This window comes from Olivibacter sp. EAT-5 (assembly GCF_044784325.1).
Lineage (GTDB): Bacteria > Bacteroidota > Bacteroidia > Sphingobacteriales > Sphingobacteriaceae > Olivibacter > Olivibacter oleidegradans.
In genome coordinates, this window is the sequence record NZ_CP173028.1 from 2,180,045 (window position 1) to 2,195,915 (window position 15,871).

At 41.9% G+C, this 15,871-nt stretch carries 17 protein-coding genes; 14 read left to right on the forward strand and 3 right to left on the reverse strand.

Annotated elements, in window-relative coordinates; genetic code table 11:
- Positions 1 to 7: 7 nt before the first annotated feature.
- From map to ACH11B_RS09025, 11 genes are all read left to right on the forward strand, one after another.
- The gene (gene map, locus ACH11B_RS08975; RefSeq protein WP_013665022.1) at positions 8 to 793 is read left to right on the forward strand and encodes a type I methionyl aminopeptidase; all 786 of its coding nucleotides are present in this window, start codon (positions 8 to 10) and stop codon (positions 791 to 793) included.
- A gap of 74 nt (positions 794 to 867) precedes the next feature.
- Complete coding sequence (gene infA, locus ACH11B_RS08980; RefSeq protein WP_013665023.1) at positions 868 to 1,086, forward strand: translation initiation factor IF-1; 219 nt, start codon at positions 868 to 870, stop codon at positions 1,084 to 1,086.
- Between the two features lie 144 nt (positions 1,087 to 1,230).
- Positions 1,231 to 1,347 (forward strand): type B 50S ribosomal protein L36, encoded by a 117-nt coding sequence (gene ykgO, locus ACH11B_RS08985; RefSeq protein ID WP_013665024.1) that lies wholly within the window; start codon positions 1,231 to 1,233, stop codon positions 1,345 to 1,347.
- A gap of 93 nt (positions 1,348 to 1,440) precedes the next feature.
- On the forward strand, positions 1,441 to 1,818 hold the full coding sequence (gene rpsM, locus ACH11B_RS08990) for a 30S ribosomal protein S13 (protein ID WP_130854402.1): 378 nt from the start codon (positions 1,441 to 1,443) through the stop codon (positions 1,816 to 1,818).
- A gap of 16 nt (positions 1,819 to 1,834) precedes the next feature.
- On the forward strand, positions 1,835 to 2,224 hold the full coding sequence (gene rpsK, locus ACH11B_RS08995) for a 30S ribosomal protein S11 (protein ID WP_013665026.1): 390 nt from the start codon (positions 1,835 to 1,837) through the stop codon (positions 2,222 to 2,224).
- 66 nt (positions 2,225 to 2,290) lie between these two features.
- Entirely contained in the window at positions 2,291 to 2,899 is a 609-nt protein-coding gene (gene rpsD, locus ACH11B_RS09000; RefSeq protein WP_130854401.1) for a 30S ribosomal protein S4, read from the forward strand.
- Positions 2,900 to 2,982: 83 nt separating this feature from the next.
- Positions 2,983 to 3,975 carry a DNA-directed RNA polymerase subunit alpha gene (locus ACH11B_RS09005; RefSeq protein WP_013665028.1) on the forward strand — a complete coding sequence of 331 codons (993 nt, stop codon included), beginning with the start codon at positions 2,983 to 2,985 and terminating at the stop codon, positions 3,973 to 3,975.
- Between the two features lie 187 nt (positions 3,976 to 4,162).
- A complete protein-coding gene (rplQ, locus tag ACH11B_RS09010; RefSeq protein ID WP_130854400.1) occupies positions 4,163 to 4,762 on the forward strand; it encodes a 50S ribosomal protein L17 in 600 nt (199 codons plus the stop codon).
- A 101-nt stretch (positions 4,763 to 4,863) separates the two neighbouring features.
- On the forward strand, positions 4,864 to 6,063 hold the full coding sequence (locus ACH11B_RS09015; protein ID WP_377613274.1) for a class I SAM-dependent methyltransferase: 1,200 nt from the start codon (positions 4,864 to 4,866) through the stop codon (positions 6,061 to 6,063).
- A gap of 241 nt (positions 6,064 to 6,304) precedes the next feature.
- Positions 6,305 to 8,221: a molecular chaperone DnaK gene (gene dnaK / locus ACH11B_RS09020; protein WP_013665031.1), complete on the forward strand. Its 1,917-nt coding sequence runs from the start codon at positions 6,305 to 6,307 to the stop codon at positions 8,219 to 8,221.
- A 169-nt stretch (positions 8,222 to 8,390) separates the two neighbouring features.
- Positions 8,391 to 8,996, forward strand: a complete 606-nt coding sequence (locus ACH11B_RS09025; protein ID WP_377613275.1) for an HAD family hydrolase — start codon at positions 8,391 to 8,393, stop codon at positions 8,994 to 8,996.
- Here the strand turns inward: ACH11B_RS09025 and ACH11B_RS09030 are convergent, their stop codons facing one another.
- Positions 8,997 to 9,167, reverse strand: a complete 171-nt coding sequence (locus ACH11B_RS09030; protein WP_013665033.1) for a hypothetical protein — start codon at positions 9,165 to 9,167, stop codon at positions 8,997 to 8,999.
- Positions 9,168 to 9,237: 70 nt separating this feature from the next.
- Here ACH11B_RS09030 and folB point away from each other — a divergent pair, with 70 nt between their 5' ends.
- From folB to ACH11B_RS09045, 3 genes are all read left to right on the forward strand, one after another.
- Positions 9,238 to 9,612 (forward strand): dihydroneopterin aldolase, encoded by a 375-nt coding sequence (folB, locus tag ACH11B_RS09035; protein ID WP_130854398.1) that lies wholly within the window; start codon positions 9,238 to 9,240, stop codon positions 9,610 to 9,612.
- Positions 9,613 to 9,692: 80 nt separating this feature from the next.
- Positions 9,693 to 11,087 (forward strand): FAD-binding oxidoreductase, encoded by a 1,395-nt coding sequence (locus ACH11B_RS09040; protein WP_377613276.1) that lies wholly within the window; start codon positions 9,693 to 9,695, stop codon positions 11,085 to 11,087.
- Between the two features lie 146 nt (positions 11,088 to 11,233).
- Complete coding sequence (locus ACH11B_RS09045) at positions 11,234 to 13,264, forward strand: S9 family peptidase (protein WP_377613277.1); 2,031 nt, start codon at positions 11,234 to 11,236, stop codon at positions 13,262 to 13,264.
- A gap of 86 nt (positions 13,265 to 13,350) precedes the next feature.
- Here the strand turns inward: ACH11B_RS09045 and ACH11B_RS09050 are convergent, their stop codons facing one another.
- The gene (locus ACH11B_RS09050) at positions 13,351 to 14,259 is read right to left on the reverse strand and encodes an NDP-sugar synthase (RefSeq protein WP_377613278.1); all 909 of its coding nucleotides are present in this window, start codon (positions 14,257 to 14,259) and stop codon (positions 13,351 to 13,353) included.
- 42 nt (positions 14,260 to 14,301) lie between these two features.
- Entirely contained in the window at positions 14,302 to 15,843 is a 1,542-nt protein-coding gene (locus ACH11B_RS09055; RefSeq protein ID WP_377613279.1) for a helicase HerA-like domain-containing protein, read from the reverse strand.
- Between the last annotated feature and the right edge of the window lie 28 nt (positions 15,844 to 15,871).

The following is a 15,871-nucleotide window of genomic DNA, read 5'->3' on the forward strand; positions in this document are numbered from 1 at the left end:
GGCGAGCATGTCGAAATTGATTTATAAGTCAGACGAAGATATCGAACAGATCCGCAAAAGTGCCGATGTACTTTCCAGAACACTGGCGGAAATAGCAAAAGAAATAGAACCGGGAGTAAAAACCATTGACTTGGATAAATTAGCATTTACATTTATTCAGGACCATGGCGGAACTCCCGCTTTTCTCAACTATAACGGATTCCCATATTCGCTTTGCATTTCAGTAAACGACCAGATTGTTCATGGTTTCCCCGGGAGTTATGAATTGAAAGAGGGAGATATCATCAGTGTCGATGGCGGTGTGGTTTTGAATGGTTACATCAGTGATTCAGCTTATACGTTTTCCGTGGGAGCCGTATCTGCAGAGGTAGAGCAACTCTTGCGTGTAACGAAGGAGAGTTTGGATAAAGGCGTAGAACAGGCAGTTGTGGGAAAGCGAGTAGGCGATATTTCCTTTGCTGTACAGGAGCATGTGCGTACTTACGGCTATGGAATCGTAAAGGAGTTGGTTGGCCATGGGGTGGGGATCCACCTTCATGAGAAACCGGAAGTGCCAAATTATGGACAGCGCGGCAAGGGAACGAAGTTGGAGCGGGGAATGGTCATCGCGATCGAGCCTATGATCAATTTAGGGAAAGCCGGCGTTCGTTTTTGGGAGGATGGTTGGACCGTCAGTACAATTGATGAAAAACCATCGGCTCATTTTGAGCATACCGTAGCAGTAAGTAAAGGCAAAGCTGATGTTTTAACCACCTTTTCATATATTGAAGAAGTTTTAAACAAAAAAGGTTGATAATCAGCATTTTTATTTTTAACTTTGCATCCCTGTTTGTGCAGGGTTTATAAATACATAATAATCAATAACATATGGCTAAACAAGCCTCTATTGAACAAGACGGCGTCATTAAAGAAGCATTATCGAATGCTATGTTTCGTGTAGAGTTGGAAAATGGACACGAGATTATCGCACATATATCCGGCAAGATGCGGATGCATTACATTAAGATATTGCCAGGGGATAGGGTAAAGTTAGAGATGTCTCCTTACGATTTAACAAAAGGTAGAATAACATATCGGTATAAATAAGGAGAACAGAACAGGCAATTGATGCGCCATTTGTTCGCTTGTGATCTATAGGTTTTAAACACTTGTTCTCGGTGAACATAATAAATACGGCATCGAAAGAAAGATTCCGTCAACAAAACGAATAATAACGAATAATTATAAGAGATGAAAGTTAGAGCATCTATCAAAAAACGTAGCGCTGATTGTAAAATCATCCGCCGTAAAGGAAAAGTATTTGTAATTAACAAAAAGAATCCTAAGTTTAAACAACGTCAGGGATAACATTTAGAGGTAAATAGGTGTGAGGAAAAAGGCAAAAGGTTTTCTTTATTGCTTAGACCTTAAACCTTAAGCCTTTTAACCGTAATAATAAATATGGCAAGGATAGCAGGTATAGATTTACCAAGAAACAAAAGAGGAGTAATCGGACTTACTTATATCTATGGTATCGGTCTTTCAACCGCAAAGAGCATTTTAGCTGAAGCGGGTATTGATGAGGATACAAAGGTACAGGAATGGACTGATGATCAGTTAACAGCAATTCGTACAATCATCAACGATCGTGTAAAAGTAGAAGGTGCTTTGCGTTCGGAGGTACAGCTAAACATTAAGCGTTTAATGGATATCGGCTGTTACCGTGGTTTACGTCATCGTAAGGGTTTACCACTTCGTGGGCAACGTACAAAGAACAACTCACGTACCCGTAAAGGAAAGCGTAAGACTGTTGCTAACAAGAAAAAAGCTACTAAATAATAATTGATACAATACAATGGCTAAAAGTAAAAAAGTAACCAAGAAGCGTATTGTGGTGATTGAACCTGTTGGTCAGGCTCATATCAATGCAACCTTTAACAATATCATTGTAACACTTACCAACAACCAAGGTCAAACAATTTCTTGGTCGTCTGCCGGTAAAATGGGCTTCAAAGGTTCGAAAAAGAACACCCCTTATGCTGCCTCACAGGCTGCTAGCGATTGTGGTAAAGTTGCGCATGATTTAGGCTTGCGTAAAGTTGAAGTTTTTGTAAAAGGACCAGGTGCCGGACGTGAGTCTGCCATTCGTACTTTACAAACTCAGGGTATTGAGGTGACTTCAATAAAAGATATTACCCCACTTCCGCACAATGGTTGTCGTCCACCAAAAAGGAGAAGAGTTTAATTAACGGATTTTTAAAGCTAAGATTCTCTAGCCTTGGGTTAGATGATACTTTAAAAGAGAAAAAAAATGGCAAGATATACCGGACCTAAGTCCAAAATAGCCCGTAAATTCAGAGAACCGATTTTTGGTCCTGATAAAGCATTAGAGCGTAAAAATTACCCTCCGGGTATGCACGGAGTTTCAAAACGCCGTGGTAAACAGTCTGAATACGCTATTCAGCTGCAAGAAAAACAAAAAGCAAAATATACCTATGGTGTATTAGAGCGTCAGTTCGCTAACCTTTTCGATAAAGCTGCTTCAAAAGAAGGCATTACAGGGGAGAACTTGCTCAAATTCTTAGAGGCTCGTTTAGATAATACGGTCTTTCGTTTAGGTATTGCACCTACACGCGCCGGAGCCCGTCAATTAGTAGGACACAAACATATCACCGTAAACGGTCAGGTAGTCAACATTCCTTCGTACAGTGTACGCCCCGGCGATGTTATCGCTGTTAGAGAGCGTTCTAAAACGTTGGAAGCTGTTGCGAATTCCGTTGCCGGTAGAAAACAAAATAAATATAGCTGGTTAGAATGGGATGCTAACGGACTTACAGGTAAGTTCTTGAATTATCCTAACCGCGATGAGATTCCTGAAAATATCAAGGAACAGCTAATCGTTGAGTTGTATTCTAAATAGTTTATACAGCAAACCAGTATCCGGTTCATTTCGGGTACTTGTTTGCTTGCAATCATTTCAATCAAACAATTAATTAGAAATAAATGGCAATCTTAGCATTTCAGAAACCGGATAAAGTTATTATGCAAAAATCCACGGATTTTGACGGAACGTTTGAATTTCGACCGTTAGAGCCGGGTTTCGGTGTAACCATAGGTAATGCTCTACGCCGTATTTTGTTATCTTCATTAGAAGGTTATGCAATTACTTCTGTTCGTTTCTCCGGTGTCTCACATGAATTTTCTACCATCACTGGGGTAGTAGAGGATGTGACTGAGATTATCCTGAATCTTAAACAGGTACGTTTTAAGAAAACAGGAGAATCAGGAGATTCAGAAAAGATTTTTGTTGTAATCAACGGTCAAGATCAATTTAAAGCTGGAGATATTACCAGTCATTCTAACAACTTTACTGTACTCAATCCTGACTTGGTTATTTGTAATATGGAGAGCTCTGTAACTTTGGAAGTAGAGTTAACCGTAAACAAAGGCCGTGGTTATGTCAATGCTGAAGAGAATAAAGTTGCCGATGCAGCAGTAGGGGTTATCGCAATTGACTCTATCTATACACCGATCAAGAATGTGAAATATACGATCGAGAACTTCCGTGTAGAGCAGAAAACAGATTACGAGAAGCTTTTATTGGATATTTCTACTGATGGTTCAATCCATCCGGAAGATGCATTGAAAGAAGCTGCTAAAATCTTAATTCATCACTTTATGTTATTCTCGGATGAGAACATTCTATTGGAATCTCAAACGAAGGAGGAGACAAAAGAGGTGGATGAGGAAATCTTGCATATGCGTAAGATCTTGAAAACTGAATTGGTTGACTTAGATCTTTCTGTACGTGCATTAAATTGTTTAAAAGCTGCTGACATCCGTAGCTTAGCCGAGTTGGTTTCTTATGATGTAGCGGATATGCTTAAGTTTAGAAACTTCGGTAAAAAATCTCTTACAGAGATTCAAGAACTTGTAAAATCTAAAGGTTTGTCCTTCGGTATGAATTTGTCGAAATACAAACTGGATGAAGAATAAATAGGAATAATTAAGCGACCTGTTGCATAATTCCTCTTGTGAAGTAAAAAGTAAAAGCTTGCCTCCCGTAGGGACGGTAAAAATTAAAAAGGTACGCTTTGTGCCGCATGAAAGATGAGCTGTAATGGTTTTTTAATTTTGGCTTTTGACTTTTGAATTAAGAACGGTATGCACAAAACAAAGAACAATGAGACACGGAAAAAAAATTAATCACTTAGGCCGCACAGCTAGCCATCGTAAGGCCCTATTGTCTAACATGGCCGTATCGCTTATCAAACATAAGCGCATCGTAACTACCTTAGCAAAAGCAAAGGCGCTTCGTACATATGTAGAGCCTTTGATCACTAAATCAAAGAGCGATACTACACATTCTCGTCGTACTGTATTCAGCTACGTAAAAGACAAAGAAGCAGTAACCATCCTGTTCCGCGAGATTTCCGAGAAAGTGGCTAATCGTCCGGGTGGTTATACACGTATTATCAAGTTGGCAAACCGTCCCGGCGACAATGCAGAAGTAGCATTGATCGAATTGGTCGACTACAACGAAGTATACGCTACCGGTGGTGCGAAGGTTGAGAAGAAATCGACTCGTCGTCGTGGTGCAAAGAAAAAGGCATCGGCAAAGGCTGATGAGCAAGAAGTAGTAGCTACTGCTGAAGAAGCTACTGCACCTGTTGAGGAAGCTCCTGCCGCAGAGGAAACTGCTGAAGAGGCTCCTAAACAGAAAAAAGCAAAGGCAAAAGCTGAACCGGAAGCTTCCGCTGAAGAAGCAAAGGATGCCGAGTAATTGCTTTGTAGCATTTAATCATCGAAAATCCCCTTTTTAGGGGATTTTTTGTTTATCGCATATGCAAGATCAACCGGAAGCTTTTATAAAAAGGCAATTGTATGGAAAATCCCACATCGATCGAAACATTCATTTTTCAGTTGAAGTCGAGCCTACAGGAAGATAACTTTGTTAAATTGTCGCTCGGAAATTACCGGGGAGATGAGCATGAGTTAAAACAAATCCAGGTAAGGCTTATCCTGGTGAAACGCGAACCCAAGTTAAACTTTACCCATCGCTTCCGTCGGCGCGACCTGGTTAAAAATTTAAATATTGAAACAGGTGTCGCCCAAGTTGAGAGCTACCTGAAGCATGGATTTTATGCTGCTACCTTATTTACTACAAATAATGACTTTTATTGGACGCGTAACCAAAGTGGGCAGGAGAGGCTACAGGTTAAAACGGCGTCTATTAAACAGCAGCCATCTTTGGCGCACGATAAAGAAAAGCATCGACTGATTAAGCCGGGGGCTAACAAAAGCTACTTGCACGAACTAAGAATTACGGACGCCACCGGGCAAGTCTATAAAAATACCCAAGATAAATTTAAGCAAATTAATCACTATATAGAGCTATTGCGTCCTTTGATTCAGGATATAGGCAAGGAAAACCTGAAGAAAGTGGTGGATATGGGGTCGGGAAAAGGCTATTTGACCTTTGCACTCTATGACTACCTCTACAACGTGTTGGGATTGAAGGAAGTGGAAGTTACAGGTGTTGAATTTCGTGAAGATTTAGTAAGCTTGTGTAACCGCATTGCACAACAAGCTGCATTTCCTTTGTTAAAGTTTCAGCAAGGTGCCATTGTGGAGTATGATGAGCTAAACATGGATATGTTAGTGGCTTTACATGCCTGCGATACCGCGACGGATGATGCAATCTATCAAGGTATTAAGGCCGGAGCAAAGCTTATAGTCGTAGCACCTTGCTGTCATAAACAAGTCAGACGGCAAATGGAAAGGGCTGTGATGAATGCCGAAATTCAACCTATTACGCGATTTGGCATCTTTTTAGAACGACAGGCTGAAATGTTGACAGATGCTTTAAGGACGTTATTCCTGGAGTATTACGGCTATAAAACCAAAGTGCTCGAATTTATATCCGATGCACACACACCAAAAAATGTGCTGATCGTGGCCAGTAAAACATCATCCATACCGGCAGAACGCCGAAAGCAGATTCTATCGCAGATTAACCAAACAAAGGCTTTTTTTGGTTTGGAGAAACACTATTTGGAGTCTTTATTGCAATTGGAGAACTAATTGATACGCATTGTGATGCTGTTTACTAGATTATCGAAAACTAAGTTGACCCTGCTTGCATCATTCAGTAGCTATGTTGAAGAATAGCTTCACATAACGCTGCTATACTTTTTCGTATCATAAAAAGGAGCCTTCGCCTGAGAGGCAAGCGGGCTGACATTATGTCGTAAACGTGAACTTGGCACAGGCATTGATAATTTGTATTAGAAAACAGCAAATTGTAAATATAAACAAATAAGATATGTCTAAAATTATTGGAATTGACTTAGGTACTACCAACTCTTGCGTCGCTGTAATGGAAGGTAATGAGCCGGTAGTTATAGCAAACAATGAAGGTAAACGTACCACACCTTCTATCATAGGTTTTGTAGATAATGGTGAACGTAAGGTGGGAGATCCTGCTAAACGTCAGGCCATTACCAATCCTCAAAAGACTGTTTACTCCATTAAGCGCTTTATGGGTAGACGTTTTGATGAAGTGACCGAAGAAGCCGCCCGAGTACCTTATAAAGTAGTAAAAGGCGACAATAATACACCTCGCGTTGAAATTGGTGATCGGAAATACACACCACAAGAGCTTTCTGCCATGATTTTGCAGAAGATGAAAAAGACGGCAGAAGATTTTTTGGGTCAGGAGGTAACAGAAGCCGTTATTACTGTTCCAGCCTACTTTAACGATGCCGAACGCCAGGCTACTAAAGAAGCAGGCGAAATCGCCGGGTTAAATGTTAAACGTATCATTAATGAGCCTACAGCCGCTGCCTTAGCTTATGGTTTGGATAAGGCGCACAAGGACATGAAGATTGTTGTGTTCGACTGCGGTGGTGGTACGCATGACGTTTCCGTTCTTGAGTTAGGTGATGGTGTATTTGAAGTGAAATCTACAGACGGTGATACCCATCTAGGGGGGGACGACTTCGATCAAGTAATTATTGATTGGTTAGTTGAAGAATTTAAGAGCGATAATGGCGGATTGGATTTAAGTAAAGATGCCATGGCTTTGCAACGCTTGAAAGAAGCTGCAGAGAAAGCAAAGATCGAACTTTCCAGCACATCTTCTACCGAAATCAATTTACCATATATCACGGCTGATGCAACCGGGCCAAAGCACTTGGTGCGTAACTTAAGCCGTGCTAAATTCGAGTCTTTGGCTTCAGACTTAATCAAACGTACCATTGATCCTTGTAGATCAGCCTTGAAAAATGCCGGTCTTTCAACCAGTGAAATCGATGAAATTATTCTGGTAGGTGGTTCTACTCGTATTCCGGCTATACAAGAAGCAGTGAAGAGCTTCTTCGGTAAGGAGCCTTCTAAAGGGGTTAACCCGGATGAGGTGGTTGCTTTAGGGGCAGCTATTCAAGGCGGTGTATTAACCGGTGAAGTGAAAGATGTATTGCTATTAGACGTAACGCCTTTGTCATTGGGTATTGAAACCATGGGAGGTGTAATGACTAAGCTGATTGAAGCAAATACAACGATCCCAACTAAAAAATCGGAAGTGTTCTCCACGGCTTCGGATAACCAGCCCTCGGTAGAAATTCATATTTTGCAAGGGGAACGTCCTATGGCGGCACAGAACCGTACGATTGGTCGTTTCCACTTAGATGGAATTCCGGCAGCACCTCGTGGCGTGCCACAAATTGAAGTAACATTTGATATTGATGCAAACGGTATTTTACACGTATCCGCGAAAGATAAAGCAACCGGGAAAGAGCAAAAAATCCGTATCGAAGCTTCTTCAGGCTTAAGTGATGAGGAAATCAAGAAAATGAAGGCCGATGCAGAAGCGAATGCTGACGCAGATAGAAAAGCCAAAGAAGAAGTGGATAAGCTAAATGCAGCAGATGCGCTTATTTTCTCCACAGAGAAACAGTTGAAAGAGTATGGCGATAAAATCAGTGCCGACAAGAAAGCACCGATCGAAAGCGGTTTGGCCAAATTAAAAGAGGCTTACGCTGCTAAAGATTTCGCGGCCTTGGAAACTGCACAAACAGAATTGCAAGCATCTTGGAATGCAGCTTCTGAAGAAATGTACAAAGCTTCTCAGGAAGCCGGTGCTCAAGGTGCCCCTCAGGGAGAAGCACAACAGCCTGGTAATACCGGAGATGAAGTAACTGATGTAGATTTTGAGGAAGTAAAAGATGATGATAAAAAATAAGTTTTTTTTCAATTCTTAATAAAGAAGCCGCAATATTCATTGCGGCTTCTTTTATATTCGATAATTGTGTTTCGCATGTTTTTGTTAGTTCCTTTTTGGGAACAAACAAGTGTAGCGCTTTTTTGCATATTCACACAAATTAGCTAAGTTTAGCCAATAAACTTTAGCTATGTTCAAGAACATTATCTTCGATTTCGGAGGCGTTTTAGTCGACTGGAGCCCCAAGTATCTTTATAAAAAACTTTTTGCTGAGGAGGCAGCGATGGAGGAATTCCTGGGAAATATTTGTACATCCGACTGGAATGAGCAGCAAGATGAAGGCCGAACCCTCAAGGAAGGAACTGAGGCCCTTGTTCAATGTTTTCCGGAAAAAAAGGAGCTAATTGAAGCCTATTATGGCCGTTGGGAAGAGATGTTGGCAGGACCAATAGTAGGAACCGTTGCGATCCTGGAACAGTTGAAAAAATCCGAAAAACACAAATTGTTCGGACTCACGAATTGGTCGGCAGAAACATTCCCCATTGCTCTACGGCGATTTGACTTCTTTAGCCTTTTTGACGGCATCCTAGTTTCAGGTACCGAACGTTTAAGAAAGCCACATCCCGCCTTTTATCAATTATTGCTGGATCGATATCATTTAATGGCGAATGAATGCCTTTTTATCGACGACAATATAAGAAACACAGATGCGGCCCGTCAATTCGGTATACAAAGTATTACTTTTGAAAACCCCGATCAGTTGAAAGAAGAACTGATTCGTTTACAGGTTTTATAACTAACGCCTTGCTTTACTGATCAGCCATACGATAATGGCAATGACGATGATAACTAAAAAGACGCCAACATACACGCCGCCTTTAAATACTCCGGCAATAAAGTCACAACTGCTAATGCTTGTGAGCAGGATAATTGCTGCCGGCCAAATGATATAATTGCTTCGACTCATAAAATCTTTTTTTATACAACCATCCGACGGGCAAAAAAGTTTTGAGTAGGAAAATGCTTAAGTTTGTTGGATGGAGCAATATAAGAGAAAAATAGCACTGACAAATGCTCGTTTTTATGCTTACCATGGCTATTATCACGAAGAGCAGATGCTTGGAAACGAGTTTTTTTTAGATATCATTTGCTTTGTAAGCAACCCTACATTGAATACGGATGATAATTTGGTGAAAACGATCAATTACGAAGAGCTTTATCGCATTGCTAAAGAGGAGATGGCTCAACCGAAAAAACTGTTGGAAACGGTTGTGGATAACATACTCAATAGTATTAAGGTAAATTTCCATGAGGTAAATGAAATAGAGGTATCCCTGAGAAAAAGTAATCCGCCTTTCGGTGGAGATGCTGCAACTGCTGAAGTAAGTTTATACTGGCAATCGGGCACTTAAAGACTTGTTTCCACTTATAGCTTCGTAATATAAACCGAAATCGGGCTGACTTCTGACAGCCGAAAGCTGAACGCTAAAACATGTTGAATAAAATTACACCGGATATTCTGCAATTATTCAAGCAGGCAATCAACGAAGATCGTTTAGTGAGCGATCCCGCTGTATTGGCAGACTACGCGCATGACGAGACAGAAGATTTACACTATTCACCAGACCTTATTGCCTTACCGGAAACGGCGGAAGAGGTAGCTGCTCTCCTAAAAATCTGCCATGAGCACAGCATCCCTGTTACGCCTCGGGGCGCCGGTACCGGGCTATCGGGCGGCTCCCTGGCTATTTATGGAGGCTTGATGATCGCGATGCAACGTATGAACAAGATTATAGCCATCGATGAAAGAAATTTGCAGGCAACTGTTGAACCCGGCGTTGTTACAGAAGAGTTAATTAATTTAGCTGCTACGAAGGACCTTCTGTACCCCGTTGATCCGGCCAGCAAAGGGTCTTGCTTCATCGGCGGGAACATTTCTCATGGCAGCGGCGGCCCGCGTGTTGTGAAATACGGAACAATCCGCGAATATGTACTCAATTTACAGGTGGCCCTCCCTACGGGAGAACTGATTTGGACAGGTGCAAACACCTTGAAATATGCGTCGGGCTATAACCTTACTCAACTATTTATCGGTTCAGAAGGCACCTTGGGTATTATTTGTAAAGCAGTGCTTAAATTAATTCCGAAACCTAAGCAAGACTTATTACTTTTCGCTTCCTTTGCATCCAATGAGGAAGCCTGCGAAGCAGTTGGTGCCATTTTTAGAAAAGGTATTATTCCATCCGCTGTAGAGTTTATGGAGCGAAAGGGCGTTGAATGGGTCATCTCTTATGATCAGGTTCAATTTAATCTTCTTCCGGAAATGGAAGCTTTCTTATTAATTGAGTTGGATGGAAATAACCTCGACGAGCTGATGCTGCAATGTGAAGAGGTGAACCAAGTACTGGAAGAAAAAAACTGCTTGGATGTTTTGTTGGCAGACACGGCTAACCAGAAAGAAACCTTGTGGCGCCTACGTCGTACCATGCCTGTATCGGTGAAAGCCAATTCCATTTATAAAGAAGAAGATACGGTAGTTCCACGTGCAACGCTGCCCACCTTGATTAGAGGTATCAAAGCAATCGGCACACGCTATGGCTTTGAATCGATCTGTTACGGTCATGCGGGCGATGGCAATCTGCATGTTAATATTATCAAGGGAGAAATGACTGAGCACGACTGGCACCATAAGCTGAAGGAAGGAATCAAAGAAATATTCGACTTAACCATCGAGCTGGGCGGAACTATTTCCGGCGAACATGGTATCGGTTTGGTTCAAAAAGAATATATGCCCTTAAAGTATTCCGCCCTCCATTTAGACCTCATGCGCGGTATCAAAAAGGTGTTTGACCCGAAAGGCATCCTGAATCCGGGAAAGATATTTTAAGGGTGTCCGGCAAGCGGAGCTCGGGCACACCCGTAAAGTACGGTGTTTATAGCTTAGTTATAGTGAAAGCCAGCCAATGAGCAGATGCGATCGGTAGCTTTTTTCCTTTTGAATTTTTAATTTTGACTTTTGAACTTTTCACACACATGAACAAAACCTTAATTTTAGCGACTATTTTGGCAGCAGGATCTGTAAAAGCACAGCAACCGCTCACGCCCGAACTATTATGGAAATTGGGACGGGTTAGCGCAGAGGCGGTAACGCCCGATAAGAAATATGCCATTTATGGCGTTACACACTACAATCTGGCGGAAAATAATAGTGAACGTAATCTTTATAAAATTCCGTTAAATGGTGGCAAGGCCTTGCAACTGACTAAAAGCCAAGGAGGTGAAACACTCGTCCATTTGGAACAAAACGGCAATATACTTTACTTAAGTAAGGGCCAATTGTGGCTTCTGGAATCGGGTAAAGAAGAACCTAAACAGCTGACGAAATTTGATGGGGAATTGAGTAATGTTAAAATTTCACCCAATGGACAGTATATCTTATTCTCTCAGGAAGTAGCCTTGCAAAAAGTGCAAAGCGCCGATAAGTATGAGGATCTTAAGAAATCCGATGCCTACATTTTCAATTCCTTGAATAATCGCCATTGGGACACTTGGTTTAATGGGAAGTTTTCCCACGTTTTTTATGCAAGCTATCAAAACGGCATAATTGGCGAGCCGGTTGACATCATGGCTGATGAGCCTTACTTCACCCCGCAACAACCATTCGGAGGTGCGGAAGATATGGTTTGGAGCCCCGACAGTAAACAAATCATCTATGTTTGCAAAAAGAAATTCGGAACAGACTATGCACAAAGCACGAATACCGATCTCTATGCTTACGATATCGAGCGCAAACAAACCAAAAATCTAAGCGACGGAATGATGGGTTACGATGTAGCGCCGGCTTTTAGTAAGGATGCTAACTACCTGGCTTGGTTGAGCATGAAAGAAGATGGTTATGAATCGGATAAAAATGATCTAATTGTCCGCGATCTGAAAACGTCAACAACCTATAACTTAACCAAGGATTGGGATGAGACGGTAGGTGGTTTCCTTTGGAGTGCAGACGGCTCCAAAATTTGGTTTACAGCGCCCACCGCAGGAACGATTCAACTTTTTGAAATCGCACTTTCAAAAGATTTAAGCAAAGTTGGCGCTAAACAGGTGAAACAATTAACCAAGGGCGACTATGATATCACTTCGGTAAATGGTGAAAGCGGTGACCTATTGCTTGTGAGTCGGACCGATATGAACCATGCAGCCGAACTCTACACATTTAACCGTAAATCTAAAGAACTGAAGCAATTGAGCCATGTAAACGATGAATTGAACGCTTCGATCGCCCAGAGCAAGGTGGCAGGTCGTACCACCAAAGCAACAGACGGAAAAGATCTCTTTTCGTGGGTCATTTACCCACCTGATTTTGACGCCAATAAGAAATATCCGACTTTGTTGTATTGTCAAGGCGGGCCACAGGCAGCTTTATCGCAATTCTACTCTTTCCGATGGAATATGCAGTTAATCGCCGCACAAGGCTATATTGTGGTAGCACCCAACAGGAGAGGAATGCCCGGACACGGTGTGGAATGGAATCGCTCTATTAGCGGCGATTGGGGAGGACAGCCTATTCGCGATTATTTAAGTGCGATTGATGATGTAGCCAAAGAGCCTTATGTCGACAAAAATCGATTGGGTGCTGTAGGTGCAAGCTACGGAGGCTATTCGGTATTTATGCTTGCAGGAGTACACGAAAATAGATTCAAAACCTTTATTGCACATGATGGCCTCTTCGATACACGCAGTTGGTATGGCACTACGGAAGAACTTTTCTTTGCCAACAAGGAACTGGGAGGCAACTATTGGCAGCAACCCACACCGAAAGCTTATACACAATTTAATCCGATAAGCTACGCAGATAAATGGGACACGCCTATATTAATTGTACAGGGCGGGAAGGATTTTCGTGTGGGCATCGAACAAGGTTTAGGAGCTTTCCAGTTGGCGCAGCTAAAAGGAATAAAAAGCAGATTGCTTTATTTCCCCGAAGAGAACCATTGGGTATTGCAACCTCAGAATGCCATTGTATGGCAACGTGAATTCTTCACTTGGTTGAAGGAAACGCTTTAAGAGGTTGAAGGAACGAAAGGCCAAAGGTATAGGGTTATAAAGGTACAATTAAGCTTATGCCTTATGCCCTATACCTTACACCTCCACTAAAATAACTTAGCAGGATAAACTCCTTTTTCAACGAGCGTAGAAATACACTTTTGAACAATCGGTTTATCTTCTTTATAAGTAACACCGAACCACTCTTCAGCCGTTGGAATTACTTTAAAAGCCGCTTTGCCGGATTGGATTAGACTATCAGCTACTAAAGGAATAAAAAATTCTGCTTTCGGATTGTGCTGATTGGCTTCTACAAAATCGATAAAAAGCTTTTTCGTTTCTTCAAATACAGCCGGTGTAAAGCCCCAAAAGTTCATAGATACACGTGTATCGTTGGGGATTTCAGTCTCTACACCATTTTCCTCATAAAAAACTTTCTTTTCGCCGTTAACCTCTTTGAAGTACACTTGCGTGCGTTCATTAATGGCCGTCATATTTCCTTGACTGTTCACCGCACATACACCGCGTGAAACAGTACCATGGTCTGATAAGGTTTTATCAACCTGATAGCCCATCAACGAGAATGTTTCGTCCGACACCTCCGTAGTCAAAAATTTCGCCATTTTTTCGAAAGCATCATAACCGTAAAAATCATCCGCATTAATCACACAAAAAGGCTCGTGTATCTGATTGTGGGCCTCTAAAACAGCATGTGCCGTTCCCCAAGGTTTTGCTCTTTCAATATCTTTATCAATGCCATATTTTCGAAGATCCGTGCCTTGATAAACATAGTCAGTTTCTATTTTTCCCTTTAGTTTAGGTTCAAAAATAGCTTTAAATGGTTCGGCAAACTCTTCACGGATAATAAAGCTTACCTTTCCAAATCCCGCCTTGATCGCATCATAAATCGAATAATCAATGATCGTTTCCCCATTGGGACCAAAGGCATCGATTTGTTTCATACTTCCGTAACGGCTAGCCATACCTGCTGCTAAAATCAATAAGGTGGGTTTCATTCTTTTCTTTAATTTATTATTAGTTAACGTTGTTGTTTTTCTTTAGTTTTTTCTTTTTTTTCCGCCAATAAGCGATGCTATAATTGCAGTTCCGAGTTTGGTTAAAAACTTGATGCCCTCACGTCCGAGTGTCCGTGATGCGCTCTTAGCCATGGCCTCCATAGGTGTTTCTCTCGAGCTACTACCTGCCCCTTTTTTTTGTATCGGTTTTTCCTCTTCCGCTACGATTGTTTCCTTTTCATTTTCCTCCAATATATCAGCTGCACTTCGTGTGTTAACAGCCTCCTTGTATTTGCCATAAATGGCCGACTCATTTACCAGGGCATCGTAGCTAGCTTTATCCAAAGGCCCCATGATCGCTCTCGGCGGAATAAGGTGAGTCGCTACCACTTCTGTGGGGATTCCTTTGTCATTTAAGACCGTAATGATGGCCTGTCCGGTACCTAAACCGGTTAGGGTTTTGTCTATTTCGTAAAAGTCGGAATGCGGATAGGTTTTTGCTGTTTTGCGCAATGCTTCCGCATCATTCGGTGTGAACGCTCGTAAGGCATGCTGAACGCGATTTCCCAGTTGGCCCAATACGGTGTCAGGCACATCAGTAGCTGCTTGCGTGCAAAAAAATACACCTATTCCTTTTGATCGTATGAGGCGGATAATTTGCTCTATTTTACCCAAAAACGCTTTCGAAGCTCCATTGAAGAGAAGGTGCGCCTCATCAAAAAAGAAGATAAGCTTAGGTTTATCTAAGTCGCCTACTTCCGGCATCTGTTCAAACAATTGGGATAGTAAGCTTAACAGAAAAGTAGAAAATAAAAGCGGTTGATTTTGAATATCCGAAATATTCAGCAGACTGACGACCCCCTTCCCATCTACGCGTTCAAACAAATCGTTTAGGTCCAATGCAGGCTCTCCAAAAATGTGGCCAAGCCCTTGTTGCTCTATAGCCACGATTTTGCGTAAAATGGTAGTAGAGGTAGCACTGCTGATTTTTCCGTAGCTCTCCTTTATTTCGAGCGCACCATCTTCTGACGTTAAGTAATTTAATAATTTCTTTAAATCTTCCAGATCTATTACAGGGTAGGATTTGTCCGCCGCATACTTAAATAAAACGGAAAGAACGCCTGTCTGTGTATCATTCAACTCGAGAATCCGTCCCAATAAGATGGGTCCAAAATCACTGATCTTGACGCGCATCGGTGCACCAAGTTCTCCCGAAAGCGAATAAAGCGCAATAGGAAAACCCGACGGCACAAAAGGCCTCCCGAGCGCTTGTCCCCGCTCTTCCAATGCCGCATTCGTTTTTCCGGGTTCATGTAAACCCGATAAATCGCCTTTTACATCGAGCATAAAAACAGGCACATTGGCATCCGATAATTGCTCAGCGATGAGCTGAAGTGTACGTGTCTTTCCGGTACCGGTCGCGCCCGCAATCAGGCCATGCCGATTCATCATCTTTAAAGCAAGATTTACCTCTGCTTGTGCTACAATGTTTCCATCCAGTATCCCGGCCCCAAGATAGATAAATTCGCCCTTCGGTTGATAGGAAGCGGTTATTTTTGCAATAAACTGGTCGATATCAGCCATATTTAATAATTTAAGCCGATGCAAATTA

Bases quoted from the DNA above. Each gene is read 5' to 3' on its own strand.
- ACH11B_RS09050 (WP_377613278.1), bottom strand. From the start codon at position 14,259: ATGAAACCCACCTTATTGATTTTAGCAGCAGGTATGGCTAGCCGTTAC.
- ACH11B_RS09040 (WP_377613276.1), top strand. From the start codon at position 9,693: ATGTTGAATAAAATTACACCGGATATTCTGCAATTATTCAAGCAGGCA.
- dnaK (WP_013665031.1), top strand. From the start codon at position 6,305: ATGTCTAAAATTATTGGAATTGACTTAGGTACTACCAACTCTTGCGTC.
- ykgO (WP_013665024.1), top strand. From the start codon at position 1,231: ATGAAAGTTAGAGCATCTATCAAAAAACGTAGCGCTGATTGTAAAATC.
- ACH11B_RS09045 (WP_377613277.1), top strand. From the start codon at position 11,234: ATGAACAAAACCTTAATTTTAGCGACTATTTTGGCAGCAGGATCTGTA.
- ACH11B_RS09015 (WP_377613274.1), top strand. From the start codon at position 4,864: ATGGAAAATCCCACATCGATCGAAACATTCATTTTTCAGTTGAAGTCG.
- map (WP_013665022.1), top strand. From the start codon at position 8: ATGTCGAAATTGATTTATAAGTCAGACGAAGATATCGAACAGATCCGC.
- rpsD (WP_130854401.1), top strand. From the start codon at position 2,291: ATGGCAAGATATACCGGACCTAAGTCCAAAATAGCCCGTAAATTCAGA.
- rplQ (WP_130854400.1), top strand. From the start codon at position 4,163: ATGAGACACGGAAAAAAAATTAATCACTTAGGCCGCACAGCTAGCCAT.
- folB (WP_130854398.1), top strand. From the start codon at position 9,238: ATGGAGCAATATAAGAGAAAAATAGCACTGACAAATGCTCGTTTTTAT.
- rpsM (WP_130854402.1), top strand. From the start codon at position 1,441: ATGGCAAGGATAGCAGGTATAGATTTACCAAGAAACAAAAGAGGAGTA.
- infA (WP_013665023.1), top strand. From the start codon at position 868: ATGGCTAAACAAGCCTCTATTGAACAAGACGGCGTCATTAAAGAAGCA.
- ACH11B_RS09055 (WP_377613279.1), bottom strand. From the start codon at position 15,843: ATGGCTGATATCGACCAGTTTATTGCAAAAATAACCGCTTCCTATCAA.
- ACH11B_RS09030 (WP_013665033.1), bottom strand. From the start codon at position 9,167: ATGAGTCGAAGCAATTATATCATTTGGCCGGCAGCAATTATCCTGCTC.
- ACH11B_RS09005 (WP_013665028.1), top strand. From the start codon at position 2,983: ATGGCAATCTTAGCATTTCAGAAACCGGATAAAGTTATTATGCAAAAA.
- ACH11B_RS09025 (WP_377613275.1), top strand. From the start codon at position 8,391: ATGTTCAAGAACATTATCTTCGATTTCGGAGGCGTTTTAGTCGACTGG.
- rpsK (WP_013665026.1), top strand. From the start codon at position 1,835: ATGGCTAAAAGTAAAAAAGTAACCAAGAAGCGTATTGTGGTGATTGAA.